14 protein-coding genes are annotated in these 13,980 nt (G+C 61.0%); 1 reads left to right on the forward strand and 13 read right to left on the reverse strand.

Translation table 11 applies throughout. The annotated features are described in order from the left end of the window. Positions 1 to 32: 32 nt before the first annotated feature. The 13 genes from DWW73_RS01895 to DWW73_RS01955 form a co-directional block, all read right to left on the reverse strand. The gene (locus tag DWW73_RS01895; RefSeq protein WP_199413448.1) at positions 33 to 509 is read right to left on the reverse strand and encodes a DUF2752 domain-containing protein; all 477 of its coding nucleotides are present in this window, start codon (positions 507 to 509) and stop codon (positions 33 to 35) included. 13 nt (positions 510 to 522) lie between these two features. After that, positions 523 to 1,188, reverse strand: a complete 666-nt coding sequence (locus DWW73_RS01900) for a DUF4234 domain-containing protein (protein WP_117778594.1) — start codon at positions 1,186 to 1,188, stop codon at positions 523 to 525. 195 nt (positions 1,189 to 1,383) lie between these two features. Beyond that, complete coding sequence (locus DWW73_RS01905) at positions 1,384 to 2,766, reverse strand: zinc-ribbon domain-containing protein (protein WP_158563765.1); 1,383 nt, start codon at positions 2,764 to 2,766, stop codon at positions 1,384 to 1,386. A gap of 150 nt (positions 2,767 to 2,916) precedes the next feature. Then, entirely contained in the window at positions 2,917 to 3,939 is a 1,023-nt protein-coding gene (locus DWW73_RS01910) for a YitT family protein (protein ID WP_117778596.1), read from the reverse strand. 204 nt (positions 3,940 to 4,143) lie between these two features. After that, positions 4,144 to 4,665 carry an Asp23/Gls24 family envelope stress response protein gene (locus DWW73_RS01915; RefSeq protein WP_117778597.1) on the reverse strand — a complete coding sequence of 174 codons (522 nt, stop codon included), beginning with the start codon at positions 4,663 to 4,665 and terminating at the stop codon, positions 4,144 to 4,146. Positions 4,666 to 4,709: 44 nt separating this feature from the next. Beyond that, positions 4,710 to 5,087, reverse strand: coding sequence for a DUF2273 domain-containing protein (locus DWW73_RS01920; protein WP_233502694.1), 378 nt, complete (start codon positions 5,085 to 5,087; stop codon positions 4,710 to 4,712). Continuing rightward, positions 5,080 to 5,625 carry a hypothetical protein gene (locus DWW73_RS01925; RefSeq protein ID WP_118094713.1) on the reverse strand — a complete coding sequence of 182 codons (546 nt, stop codon included), beginning with the start codon at positions 5,623 to 5,625 and terminating at the stop codon, positions 5,080 to 5,082. Before DWW73_RS01925 ends, DWW73_RS01920 begins: the two co-directional genes overlap by 8 nt. Positions 5,626 to 5,791: 166 nt before the next feature. After that, positions 5,792 to 6,598 (reverse strand): YebC/PmpR family DNA-binding transcriptional regulator, encoded by an 807-nt coding sequence (locus tag DWW73_RS01930; RefSeq protein WP_055251993.1) that lies wholly within the window; start codon positions 6,596 to 6,598, stop codon positions 5,792 to 5,794. Between the two features lie 165 nt (positions 6,599 to 6,763). Then, positions 6,764 to 8,947 carry a DUF6020 family protein gene (locus DWW73_RS01935; protein WP_233509086.1) on the reverse strand — a complete coding sequence of 728 codons (2,184 nt, stop codon included), beginning with the start codon at positions 8,945 to 8,947 and terminating at the stop codon, positions 6,764 to 6,766. 141 nt (positions 8,948 to 9,088) lie between these two features. Then, positions 9,089 to 9,910, reverse strand: coding sequence for a prolipoprotein diacylglyceryl transferase (gene lgt / locus DWW73_RS01940; protein ID WP_117778598.1), 822 nt, complete (start codon positions 9,908 to 9,910; stop codon positions 9,089 to 9,091). 110 nt (positions 9,911 to 10,020) lie between these two features. Beyond that, positions 10,021 to 10,299 carry a NifU family protein gene (locus tag DWW73_RS01945; RefSeq protein ID WP_035137589.1) on the reverse strand — a complete coding sequence of 93 codons (279 nt, stop codon included), beginning with the start codon at positions 10,297 to 10,299 and terminating at the stop codon, positions 10,021 to 10,023. Positions 10,300 to 10,469: 170 nt separating this feature from the next. Beyond that, entirely contained in the window at positions 10,470 to 10,994 is a 525-nt protein-coding gene (locus DWW73_RS01950) for a dCMP deaminase family protein (RefSeq protein WP_117584124.1), read from the reverse strand. 82 nt (positions 10,995 to 11,076) lie between these two features. Next, positions 11,077 to 11,928, reverse strand: a complete 852-nt coding sequence (locus DWW73_RS01955; protein ID WP_117778599.1) for a type III pantothenate kinase — start codon at positions 11,926 to 11,928, stop codon at positions 11,077 to 11,079. A 192-nt stretch (positions 11,929 to 12,120) separates the two neighbouring features. On the opposite strand from DWW73_RS01955, the gene DWW73_RS01960 reads away from it, so the two are divergent. Beyond that, positions 12,121 to 13,824: an OPT/YSL family transporter gene (locus DWW73_RS01960; protein ID WP_117778600.1), complete on the forward strand. Its 1,704-nt coding sequence runs from the start codon at positions 12,121 to 12,123 to the stop codon at positions 13,822 to 13,824. The last annotated feature ends 156 nt before the right edge of the window (positions 13,825 to 13,980 follow it).

The following is a 13,980-nucleotide window of genomic DNA, read 5'->3' on the forward strand; positions in this document are numbered from 1 at the left end:
ATGTGTCGACCGCTTTTCTAGCGCGTCCTCCGTCACGACAGGTAAGAGCGAAGGGTGGTGAGCCAGCGTGGGGTTTCGAGGTGGATGATGTCGTCGGGAACTCCGGCGGGGGCGTGCCCACCAAAGAGCAGGCCCGCGTCTGCCGGGTTGATAAGGCGCACGATCCATACGGCAACGACCAGCACACACAGAACAATAACCGCAATGTCGATGCTACGCTTTAGCTTGCTCGATGCCACCTCCTCGCGCACGAACGCGAGCGCAAACGCAATCGGCACCACCCAAAACAGCGGATGGTAGGCAAAGGCCGCCGAAAAATCGAGGCGCAGCGCCGCCAGCCAGGCCCTCGTCATGCCACATCCCGGACAGGGAATGCCCGTCATCAGGCGAAACACGCAGCCGATATCGAGCAGGTAAAGTGCGAGCCAGGCGACAAAGAGCGCGCCGATGCAAGAAAGGGCGCGGCGAATGAGCTCCGCCGCGCCCTTATGTCCCTGAGAGCTGTTCACGCCGCTCTTGTCGTTAGGCACGAGCGCCAAGACGGGCGTTGTAAGCCGTTGCCATGGCATTGGTGTTCTTGATGATGATGTTCATGGCAAAGATGGGGCCAAGGCCGCACAGCAGCGCGCCGACAATCTGCCACATAAGAACGGTGGTGCCGTTCTCCTGGAACATCAGGCCATAGCGAGGGGCGTTAGCCTGCAGGCGGTTACCAATCTTGTAGTACCAGTAGAGTCCGTAGAAGCCGCAGGTCACGAACGACAGCAAGATGAATGCTGCCAGACCCGGCGTGGAATCGCCGTCATCCTGGCACATGACATTGATGTCGCGGGCAAGACAATAGAGGAAGTAATACGAATAGATGCCGCAGGTCACGATGGAAAGCAGGAGCCAACCGATCACGCCACGGTCGGTCTTAATCGGAGCATAGCCCATCGGGGCAGGCGCAGGCTGCTGAGCATACTGCTGCTGGCCGGCGTACTGCTGCTGCCCGGTGTACTGCTGCTGAGGCTGGGGCTGAACTGCCTGAACCGGAGTGGGCTGAATCTGCGTGGGCTGCGGAGCAGGCTGGGGCTGAGGTGCGGGCTGCGGAGCAGGAGCAGCGGAAGCGGCACCGATGGCAGAACCGCAGACAGGGCAGAATTTGGCATCATCCGAAATGGGAGAACCACAAGTGGGACAGAACATAAGCTTCTCCTTTTCCTAAGGCGTTGCACGCCTTCAAACCTTACACGTCTATGTTCTCAACAATAGCCGCGACGTTGTTGCGCAACATTGACCAATTTCCGAGATTTTTTGCTGCAACCATTTTCCCAGGTATTTTCTTGCTTCCGCGGTAGAAAAAGGCACCCCGGGCTCAGTTGCCCAGGGCGCCTCGACCGACTATTCGGTTTGATTGTTTTCGGCAGCAGGACTATCGCCCGGCTCATCCGCCGGCGTGGCAACGGCATTCCAATCGGGTTCCGCAGGCGTCGCCTCGGGCGCCGGTGCGGGTGCGGGGACAGGTGCAGGCGCGGGTGCCGGGGCAGGCGCGGGTGCAGGTGCGGGTGCCGGGGCAGGCGCGGGTGCAGGTGCGGGTGCCGGGGCAGGTGCAGCTCCAGTGGCGGCCGTGGGATTGAACCCCGCAGGAGCAGGCTTCTTCTCACCCGGGAGCACAAACGTCAGGACATCGTCGGTATCCTCATCGGCCCACTCGCTGGCATGGCGCGCTGCCCAGTAACCAATGGCGCGATACTTGAGCATCGTGCCAAACACATTCAGGAACACGGTAACAAAGGCGACGATCATCAAGAACAGGATGAGCGTAATGCCGCCACCCTCAATGATTGCCTCAAGACCCGTGGGGCGATAGTAATAGCTATACATACCAAACGTAGCAATGGCGCCAAAGATGGCGGTGAAAATCCAGGTGATGATATTGGAAACAATGCCCGTCAAGAACTCGGGAAGAATCGATGCGCAGAACAACTTGCCCAGGTTGGCCTTATAGGACTTCCAAACCTTCTCGAGCGAAAATGCGCTTTCCACGCGGCCGGCGACTGCAAAGTGCATCACAGCGGCATCGCCAAACATCTTAAAGAAGATGCCCAGCACAAACGAGACGAACAGGGCAAAGACAAGCAGTCCCATCGAACCGATGAGGGCACCCTCTAGACCGCTCGAACCATAGAAATAATATGAACCGACAGCACCGATTACGGCGCTCTCAAGCACCGAGAACACCACACCAATCACGGGAATAATGGCCACGAACTCGAGCACGCCTGTAATGACAGACGAGAAAATGCCCAGGCCAAACGAGGTCGAGCGCAGCAGCGGGCGCTCCATACCGTTATCGTCCTTGAGCGACAGGTCGCGGCCCCACTCGATAGCAAAGCCCGCGCCGCACACGCTTGCCACGTAAGCGAGCAAAAAGCCAATGGCCGCCGCGATGCCACCGATAACGGGGATAAACAGCACCAGCACCGACACGACGCAGATCAGCGCCGGCAAAAAGGCAATCTGACATACGCGAACCAGGGCGCCGGGAACCTTAAGCATATCGTTGAAGGCCTGCGCCATGCAGCCCTTGGGCGCGTTCATAGCCGGCTGGGGCGCAACGAACGGCTGGGGCTGCGGTTGGACAAACGGCTGACCCTGCGGTTGGGGTTGGGGTTGAGCTTGCGAAGCGGGGCCGGCGGCCTTGACCTCGGTATTAGGAGCACCGCACACGCCGCAGAACTTGTCGTTATCGCCCATGGGGGCGCCACACTGCGAACAGAACATCGAAATCATCCCTTCGTATCTAGAGCGAATCACCTGGATCGCAAACGATGTCTTTAGCATCATTATCGCCCAATGTGGGGACAAATACCCCAAGATGGCCGATTTGCAACGTAGGTGGCCTTATTCAATGATTCGAAGGGTGCGTCCGCGCTAGTTCGTGCCGCGGAAGCCCTTGCCGACGATTTCGGAGCTATCGACGATGGTGATGAAGGCGCCAGGGTCAATCTCGCGGGTATAGCGGCGCAGTTGCACTGCCTCGCGACGGCTCAGCACGCTCATGATCACCGTGACGCACTTGCCCGAGAAGGCGCCGTAGCCGCGGCTGATCGTTGCCGTGCGGTTGAGATGCTTGACGATAAACTCCTCGACTTTGCGCGGTTCGGCGCAAATAATCGTGCAGACCTTGCGCAGGTGAATGCTCTCGATGGCCTTGTCGACCACGAGCGTCTTGGCAAACAGGCCAAGCACGCAGTACAGGCCGACGCGCGGGCCATACAGAAAAGCCGCGATGGTCACGATGCCGATATCGACCAACAGCAGTGCGCGGCCAATCTCGAGCGTGGTGCGGCGTTTGAGGATCATGGCAAGAATGTCCGTACCACCCGTCGAGGCGCCGATGTCAAAGACAATAGCGCTGCCGAGCGCCGGCAAGATGACGGCAAAGCACAGGTCGAGCCACATATCACCCGTCAGAGAGACATCGGTCGGAATGAAGAGCTCAAACAGCGAGACATAGGCCGAAAGCGCAAACGAAGCGAAGACGCTCCACAGAATCGCCTTGCGCTCCAAAAAGATAAAGCCCAGAACGACCAGGACCGCGTTGATAATCCACATAAAGACGCCGACGGGCAGAGTCGGGAACAGCGTAGAAAGAATGACCGACACACCCGAGGTACCGCCGAAGGCAAAGTGATTGGGGGTTTTAAAGGCCACGATGGCGAACGCCGTGAGGATCAGGCCCAGATTGAGCTCGGCAAAAAAGCGCGGAAAGCCTGGCTCCTGGCTGCGCCTGCGGCCGGCGCGCTCGCCTTGCTCAATAACATCGCGATCGACCACGCGCTCCATCGGCACCACCGGAGGACGATGCACCTCCTCGGCAGCACGCGACGCCGCCTCTGCCGCAGCGGCCTCAATCGCCCATGCCTTGCTTTCGGTCTCGTGTTCGTCGGCCATTACGGCAACCCCTCGTTAACAATTTGGAAACAATGCGCCCATTAGGGTAACGCGGAACGTGGGGATTGCAACCCTTAGTTAGACGAGCGGTATGACTACATCGGGTGCGTACAAAAACGGCCGGCCACGCTTTTGCTTGCGCGGTCGGCCGTTTAACGTTTTCGCAGATAAAACCTGCCAAAATAAACATCCCTTTTTGGTAGGTTACTCGTGCTGGCTGGTACGGTGCTCGTACTCCTCGGGGGTGATGACATCCTCGATGCGCAGGTTGACGCCTGCCACCTCAAGGCCGGTCATCGCGGCAAGACGCTCGGTGACGCGCGCCTTAACGTCGTCAAAGATCGCAGGCGCATAGGCGCCGTACTCGATGATGACCGAGATGTTGACGACCACGCGGTTGTCGTCGGTGACCTCGACCGTCACGCCCTTGGTCAGGTTCTCGGCACCAAACTGCTCCTGCACAAAGTGCATGAGGTTGCCCTTCATGCCCAGGACGTGCGGCACCTCGCGGGTGGCCATAGCGACGATTTTCTCGATCACGCCGTTGGAATAGGTCAGCGAGTCCTCGGACTCGTCCGCTTCCTCGTCGTCCTCGTCAACCTCGTCTTCGGACTCGGCCTCGACGAGCGCCTCGTCCTCGAGCGTTACGTCCTCCGCCTCGGCGGCGACGGCCTCGCTCGTCTCGAGCTCGGTATCGGCCACATCGACCTTCGTGTTAAAAGCCATGGTTCCTCCTTATGCCTGCCACGGATGCGACAGTCGAATACATATTAGCGGCCGCTAAACAGACGGCCGAAGAAGTTAACGATACCGTTCTCGCCGTCGCGAATCTGGCCGATCACGGCGCCGATCAGCACAAAGAATGCGATGACAAGCGTGTCCCACAGGCCCAACGTAAGTACCAGCACGGCGAGGATAAAGCCTGCCACGGCGCCGAGCGTAGTGTTGGGGTGGCGCACGGCGTAGCTCCAGATAGCAGCGCCCGTACCTTTGATGAGACCCATGGCCTCGTCAAAGTCGTTGGCGGCGCTGTCGTGCTGCTCGCCGGCCTCGGGCTTGGTGTCGGCGGACTCGCCTGCCGGCATAGCGTTCTGATCGATCGTCAGGCGCGGCGTACGAGCGGTCTTATCTTGATTGGTATCACTCACCGGAAACCTCCACGGTCTGGACGGTAGTCTTGGACGGCAAAAAACGGACGCGCGCGGTCGTACCCGGCGCGCCGAGCATGGTATCGCAGGCTTCTTCGATGCGCTGCTGCATCGCGGTAGCCAGAGATGCCACGTCCTTATCGTCAAGCGCGATAGCCTCGACCTTAAAACGGACGTGCGAATCGTCGGGGCCTTGGACGCGAGCCTCGACATGCTCGACCATCACGCGGTCGTCGCGCCCGGCAGCAACCCTGGCGCACGAAGAAAGCGCCGCAAGGGTAACCTCGATATTGCGCTCCCCCGCCGGATGCACGCAGGACGGTTCGCGACGGGCGAACATCAGGCGGAAAAAGCTCAGCAGTACGCCGATCGCCACGACGCCGGCGCACGCCGTCACGACGATGCGCGGCATGGGGTCGCGCATCAGCAGCATAAAGCGATACGTATACGGCCCCCAAAACTGGCAGACAAGCGTACCCAGCGCCACGATGGTGGCGGCAAGATACACGATCGCTAGGGCTCGTTTGAGTACGCGCACGCGGCGCTCCCTTCAAATCTCGGCTCTCGAAATGCAAAACGGTTCGCATCATTATAAAAGAGCCGGGTCCGGTGCTCTACGCACGCGGATCCGGCTCATCTATTCCACGAGGCTTGCATGCTCGCTTCATTATGCCCAGATATGCACGGCTTAACCCGTACGAGCGCTACTCCTCCTCGAGGGCAGCGATGACCTCGTCGGTCATGTCCATGGTGCTGTAAACATCCTGGACGTCGTCGAGCTCCTCAAGACGGTCGATGAGGCGCTGAACCTTCTTGGCGTCGGTACCGGAGACCTCGGTCGGGGTGGTCGGAACCATGGTGGTCTCGGAACCCTTGACCTGGACGCCCTGCTCCTCGAGTGCCTTGGAAACAGCCATGACGTCGTTAGCAGCGGTCCAGACGATCCACTCCTCGCCGGCGTCCTCGTAGTCCTCGCCACCGGCCTCGGCGATGGCCATCATGAACTCATCCTCGTCACCGGCAGCACCGTTGGCGATCATGGTCTCCTTCTTGGCATTCTCGTCCAGGATCTCCTTGGCGACGACGATCTGGCCCTTGCGCTCAAACTGGAAGGCGACGGAGCCGGAGGTGCCCAGGTTGCCACCAGCGTGGGAGAAGGCGGAACGGACATCGGCGGCAGTGCGGTTGCGATTATCGGTCAGGCAGTCAACGTAGACGGCGACACCGGCGGGACCATAGCCCTCGTACACGATGTTCTCGTAGACGGCGGCATCGGCACCCGAACCAAAAGCCTTGTCGATAGCGGACTTGATCTTGTCCTTAGGCATGGACTGAGCCTTGGCCTTGGCAACAGCAGCAGCGAGGCTGGCGTTGTTCTCGGGCAGCGGGTCGCCGCCGAGACGGGCAGCAACGGTGATGTTGCGGCTCAGCTTGGAGAAGAGGGCGGAACGCTTGGCGTCCTGCGCGCCCTTACGATGCTTGGTTGTGGCCCACTTAGAGTGTCCGGACATACGTGTCTCCTATCGGTTTCGACCTAAAGCCCAGCGCAGATGCTCGGGCAATATAAACAAACGTCGTTATGATATACCTACTGGCCTGCGAGATAAACCCCAAAATGAAGGCGTCGTGATGATGCCACCCTTTGGTGCAAAGTAACCTGACCCCCATGCACCAAGTTAGGACCAGAGGAGGTCGCTGCGAGTGATGGTGGCACCGATGGCAAAGGGCATGCAGGCGATGACCGGATACAGGTAGCGCATGTAGGTCGAGCCGTTGCAGGGACCGATCAGACACACGGCAAGCACGCCCAAAAGCGGCACCCAAATGGCCAGCCCGCGCCACGAATGGCGGCGCAACAGGTAGACCACCACGGCGATCATAATCCACACGTAAGTAGCCGAGCTCATGGTGAGCGAGATAAACGGGATGCGCTGTACTGCCACGCGATACAGGTTGATCAGGTGGTCGCACCAGCGCACAACCTTGCTATCGACCGGATGGAAGTCAAAGTACTTGAGGTTATCGGGCTTCGCCATAATCTCGGCACTGCGCGACGTGCTGTAGACCCACGCATCGCGGGCACTCGGATAAAAGTAACCATAGTAGTTATTGATGAGGGCCGAGATATAGCACTCTGGATCCTTTTTGAACATCTGCGCCCACACCTCAAAATAGGCCTTGATGTCCTCCTGCGAGGCGTACTCGTTAAAGCAATTTTTGACGGCGTCGGACTTGTCGGGGTTGTAACGGCTGCCCAGATTCTCGTACTTGAGCACACGGTCGATCACGGCACGCTCTTCGTCGGTCACCAAGCCGTCGCAAGGAGCCTCCACGATGGTGCCGTCCTCCTTAACCGTGGGGTTGACGCCCGAGTTGAGGCCGTCGTGCTTTTGGACGAAACGAGCCGTCTGCTGGAACGGAATCGAGAGGATTTCACGCTTGGAACCAGGCGTGATGTCGTGCGCCGGCATAAAGACCTTGGTGAAGTACATATTGGAGGCAAGGCAGAGTGCAAGCACCGCAAGAACTCCCACCCAGCGGAAACGCGGGATGGCGCCCGAAGGCGCAGCACCAGCCTGCTTGGCTGCGCGACGAGCCGCATGCGCGTCCCATGCGCAAAACGCCGCCGCGATTACGCATGCCGCCAGGGGAAACACCAGGCCGCCGTTGCGCAGAAACGTGGAACCCATGGCGCCCAGAGCGAGCAGCAGCCAGTCGTGGCGCGCAAAGAGCACGGGCCTCTGTTCGCCCGCACGCTCGGCATTGACATCGCGACGGGGCAGGCCGCAGGCCACGAGCTTCACGGTCTGCACCAACAGCACCAAAAACGCGTCGGCAAACAGCACATCTTTGGTAAGCAGGGCCGCGTAGTTGGAGAACATGGGCATAAACACAAAGAACAGCAAGATCACGCCGCGGATCGGCAAGCTCACGCCCAGCTTGCGCAGCGACGAGATGGAATAGGCCATGCAGGCGGCCGTAATGACGAACTGAGCGCAGGTGTAGATGGCAAGACCTGCGTTGGCGCTGTTGAACAGTGAAAGCCCCAGCTGGACGCACGAACCGATGATAGCCGTGTGCGCCACGGGGTGATGTCCGTTGAGCAACACATTGGGATTGAGCAGACGCAGGTAGTCACTCGTGCCGTTGGGGTAGTTGAACCACTGGCGAATCTGCGCACCCGTATCTCCCATAAAAAGGCCGGGCAGCGAAGCGATAAGCGTGGGCGCCCAGGCAATCACAAGCACCAGGAAGGGCCCGGCAAAGGGATGGACCGAGAGCACGGCGTGAGCCACACGCCATACGCGGCCAAAGTGCGCTTCGGAAAACGGAATGCGCCGAGAGCTCAGCCAATCTAGACACTCAAAAGCCAGGTAGAAGGCAACGACCGCCAAGAGCATCCAGCCCGCACCGCCTATCCAGGCGCAGATGATGCGGGCCTTGTCGCCGAGCACAATCTCGGCAGAATCGGTGAGGTCGTAGCTGCGGCCAAACACCATGCAGACGGCAAAGAACAGCGACGGAAGGATCACCGAAGGACGCCAAGCATCGCCGCGGCCAAAGAATACGTAGCGAAACGGCAGCGTGAGCAGGCAGGCAAGCGCAAGCAGCATGACCGCGTCGGTATGGCCGGCAAACGAGAGGAGCACCTCGTAGCACACGTACAGCATGCCCGAGGCTTTGGGGTCAATCGCCAAGACTGCGTTGCTCGAGACCGGCGCGGGATCGATGGAAAACGCCGTGGTCGCCAACAGCGCGAGCAGAAATGCGATGAGCGTCTGCTTGGCGGGGTAGCGCTTAAACCAGACGATGCGGGCAGCGTCGCGCGCAGCCGTTGTGGAGAGGTCGGAATCCTTCACAGTCCAAAGAGCCTTTCTAGAAACCCGCCAAAAAGGGACAGGTTTATTTTGGCAGGTTTTATCTGGGAAAACGTTACAGTTCTGCCATCGTTGCCCAGCAGACCACCACAAAGGCGCCTGTCCCCTTTGTGGTGGTCTTGGTTAGGCGTCCAGGTAGACGCGCTGGGGACGGTTGCGGTGTCGGGCGAAGATGATGAGCGCCAGACCCGCGATTACGAGCGGCAGGCTCAGCAGCTGACCCATGGTGATGACGCCGCCCAGCAGATAGCCCAGCTGCGCATCGGGCACGCGCACAAACTCAATCAAAAAGCGAACGATGCCGTAGCCCATCACAAAGACGCCCATAAACGTACCCTGGGGCAGCAGCGGTTTTTTGCGACTGAGCACCTGCAGGATGCAAAAGAGCACGATGCCTTCAAGAAACGCCTCGTAGAGCTGGGAGGGATGGCGTGGCACATCGCCCGCGGTGCCGCCAAAGACCACACCCCAGGGCAGATCGGTCGGCTTACCCCACAGCTCACCGTTTACGAAGTTGGCGCAGCGTCCCAGGCACAGGGCCAGCGGGGCGCCGATCACGGCAAGGTCGGCGACGGTCCAGGCGTCGAGCTTATACATGCGGCACACGATGATGCCGCCCAAGATGCCGCCCACCAGGCCGCCGTGGAAGCTCATGCCGCCCTCGTTGGTGGCAAAGATCTCGAGCGGGTGGGTCCAATAGTAGCCATCGCCGTAAAAGACGACGTAAAACAGGCGCGCGCCGATGATGAGGCCAAAGACCGCGCCGACCACGACGCTCGTCAGGTCATCGATCGTAATGTCGAAGCCCCAACGACGCTGCGTGCGGTACATAACGACCGCCGTGAGCAGGGCGCCGACCACGTAGGCCAGGCCGTACCAGTAGATAGTGATGGGGCCCGCCGAGATCGCGACGGGATCAAGCATATGGTAGAGGTCGTTGAGCATATCGATCCCCTGCTCCCTACGTCCAAATATGCGGCCGCGGGCCTTACGCTCGCAGCCGCATATTTGGACGTAACGTCTATGCGGAGCGTACCGTCCGCAGCTTTCGCGTCTTAGAACGGCGCGTACTCGTCGTACAGGTCCTCGGCCTCGCCGGAAGCATTGACCTGCTCAACGCGGGTAACGCCGGGCACATGCTCCTTCAGGATGCGCTCGATACCCATGGAAAGGGTTAGCGAGCTCATGGGGCAGCCGGCGCAGGCGCCCTGCAGCTCCAGCTTGACAACACCCTCGTCGTCGACGCCCACATACTCCATATCGCCGCCATCGGCCTGCAGGTTGGGGCGAATCTCTTCAAGAACCTTCTTAAGCAGCTCTTCGTTAACAGCCACAGGGGCTCCTTTCTCACAATAACGCGGGCACGCCCGCGGACAGGGGCTATGTTACTACAGCCATGTACCCGCTTAGGCGCCAGCCATGCGTGCGGATACGACTTTCATGAGCAGTCAATTTGGGACGGGGCTCTTTTGGCTGTTTTGCCGCCAGCTGGCGTTGGCACGCGCTACTGCCGAGCCTGTCCCCCGGTACCAATCTGGACATCGACGATGACCTGGCGGTAGCTGATGCCGCAGGAGTCGAGAATGCGGCGGCTGATACGGCCGTCATCGGTGTCGGCATACTTATTGTCCAGGTAGACGACCTCGCCCACGCCCACCTGCGCCAGGATCTTGGCGCAGTCGTGGCACGGGAACAGCGTGACGTAAACCGTGGAACCCTCGAGGTCCTTGAGCGAGCCACGGTAGTTGAGCACGGCGTTGGCCTCGGCATGGACCACGTAGTTGTGCTTGTCCTGCAGCGGGTCATCGCTCGTACCCCACGGGAAAAAGTCGTCGTTGAGCGCCGAGGGCGTGCCGTTGTAACCCACCGAAAGGATGCGGTGGTTGGTGCTGGCGATGCACGCTCCCACCTGCGTGTTGGGGTCCTTGCTGCGGCGCTGCGCGGCGATGGCCACGCTCATAAAGAACTCGTCCCAGCTAATAACGTCGCGGCGCTTGCCCGACGCGGTTTGATGAAGATCGTCCGACATGGCAGACACCTCCGCAATCGCAATAGTTTGGCCCATTGTAGCAGGTGAAAGGTAGGGGCGCTTATCCCACCAGCCCCTCGCCCTACGCGCGGCGGGGCTTTTGGTTGATGCGGTAGAGCTCGGCGAGACCCCGCAACGTCAGCGCGTCGTCTACCGTCAGGCTATGGCCGACCAGCGCCGCAAGTGCCTCGGCATCGTCGCCGGTAATGACGATGGGCACATCGCCCTCCCCCGCGGCCTTGGTCGCGCGCATCTCGGCAAGCACCATGTCGAGCATTCCGTCGATGCGGGCTACCTCGCCCAAAACCACACCCGAGCGCATGGCCTCGCGCGTGTTGCGTCCGATGACGTGCGTTGGCGCCGAGGGCTCAACCTGGGGTAGGCGCGCTGCTGCCGCCGAAAGCGAACGGGCGCCGAGGGCCAGGCCTGGCGCGATAACGCCGCCCACAAAGGTACCGTGCGCGTCGATGACCTCGATATTGGTCGTCGTGCCCAGGTCAATCACGATGCACGGCGAGCCGTAGACGGCGCGGGCCGCCACGGCATCGGCGATGCGGTCGGGGCCGATCTCGGCCGGATCGTCGTAGTGCACGGGTATGCCGGTCTTAAGTCCCGGCCCCACGGTGAGCACGCGCCCCGTGCAGGTGCGGGAAAGTGCCGCCTTCCACGGGCGCTCGAGCGCCGGGACTACACAGCTCAGCACGGCCGCGGCGGGTGCAAGCACCCCGGGCACACCTGCATCGGCGGCGAGCGCGCCCATGACCTGCATAAGTCGCATGCGCGCTTCGTCGGCCGTAATGCTCGACGGCGTCGTGATCTCGCATGTCGCAAGCGGACATTCCTGCGCCGCGGCCGAATCCTCTGCAAACAGGCCAAAGCGAATGAACGTGTTGCCCACGTCGACCGTCAATATATATGCGCACCCATTAAGCATCGTCGGCGCTCCTTTCGTCTGCCCAGCAGTATATCGCCTACCTAAACCAGTCATCCCAAAATGGCTAGGTTGCGGCTATACTGATGCGCGGTCGTACGCGAGCTCACGCGGCGGCCCTTGGTAACCCGACTTCCCGCGCCGTATCCGTAGCGGCGCTCCCGGGGGAAGCGGATATACGCAAAGGAGTTCTATATGAGCAATCCCTCAAACCGCGCCTCGATGCGCGGGCAACTCACGCTGCGCGGCGTCGTCATCGGCGTCCTTGGCTGCGTGATCATCACGGCAAGCTCGGCCTACACGGCCCTCAAGATGGGCGCACTCCCCTGGCCGATCATCTTCGCTGCCGTCATTTCGCTGTTCTTCCTAAAGCTCATGGGCAATGCCAGCCTCAACGAGGCCAACGTTACCCACACCATCATGTCCGCGGGTGCTATGGTCGCCGGCGGCTTGGCGTTTACCATCCCAGGCGCCTGGATGCTGGGCTATGCCGACCAGATCAGCTGGCTCGACATGTTTATCGTGGCGCTCGCCGGCACCATCTTGGGCCTTCTGGCGACAGCCCTCATCCACCGTCACTTTATCGTGGACGCCGCGCTGGAGTTTCCCACCGGCAACGCCGCAGCCCAGACCCTGCGCGCGACCGAGGCCGGAGGCAAGACCGGCAAGCAGCTCTTTGGCTCCATGGCCGTCGCCGGCATCTTCAGCGTGTTACGCGATGCCTTGGGCGTGATCCCCAGCATGCTCTGCACGCTCAACATCCCCGGCGTGAGCTTTGCCATCTACAACTCGCCCATGCTGCTCTCCATCGGCTTTTTGGTGGGCTTTGCCCCCGTCGCCTTCTGGTTTGCCGGCGCGCTGCTGGGCAACTTTGGCATCATCGTCGGCGGCACCGCTGCCGGCCTGTTCGACGTTGTGACTGCGCAGGGCATCGTCAAATCGCTCGGCATGGGCCTCATGATGGGCTTTGGCGTCGCCGTCGTCCTCAAGGACATCCTGCCGCAGGTCGCCGGCATCGCCCGCGGCCTCGCCGCCGACAGCTCCAGCGACACCGACGAGCAGTCGCTCATCTCGGGCTCGCTTAAGCTCGACGCCGGCATCATCGGCCTGGGTACTGCCGCCATCGCCGTGATCGTCGCCATCGCGCTCGACCTTGGCCCCGTCCCGGCCGTCATCGTCACGCTGTTCACCTTTGTCACCACCATCATGAGCGCGCAGAGCTGCGGCCAGACGGGCATCGACCCCATGGAGATCTTCGGCCTCATCGTCATGCTCATCGTGGCTGCCTTCGCACAGATCGCCCAGGTCAAGCTGTTCTTTATCGCCGGCATCGTGGCCGTGGCATGCGGCCTTGCGGGCGACGTCATGAACGACTTTAAGGCCGGCGCCGTGCTGGGCACCAACCCGCGTGCGCAGTGGATCGGCCAGGCCATCGGCGGCATCGTGGGCGCCCTGGTCGCCGCTGCCGTCATGGTCGCGCTCGTCACCGCCTATGGTCCGGATGCTTTCGGCCCCGACAAGAGCTTTGTGGCCGCGCAGGCAAGCGTCGTCGCCACCATGGTCTCGGGCATCCCGAGCGTGCCGTGGTTCGCAGGCGGCTTTATCGCCGGCATCGTCATGTACTGGCTCGGCATTCCGGCCATGATGATCGGCCTAGGCGTGTACCTGCCGTTCTACATGTCGCTCACGGCCTTCCTGGGCTCCTGCGTCAAGCTCGCCTACGACAAGTGGGCCGCACGCCGCGACGCCGCTGCCGGTCTTTCGGACGAGGAGAAGGCCTCCAAGGATGCCGCCTTCCAGGAGCAGGGCCTGGTCGTCGCCAGCGGCCTGCTCGGCGGCGAGTCCATCGTCGGCGTTATCCTGGCGTTTGTCTCTGTTGGTCTGAGCCTGCTAGGGTAGGCTGAACAACAACGCACCAGCGCAGAGCGCGGGGTCGGAATCAAACCGGCCCCGCGCTTTTTTGTCTATTTGACTCTTATGATCCTCACGGCGTTTTAGCCATGTCGATTGTCCTGACTTCCAGGTCAACAAACCTTGTCTGACACCTCGCCTAAC

The organism is Collinsella sp. AF16-8 (genome assembly GCF_003462695.1).
Classification (GTDB): domain Bacteria; phylum Actinomycetota; class Coriobacteriia; order Coriobacteriales; family Coriobacteriaceae; genus Collinsella.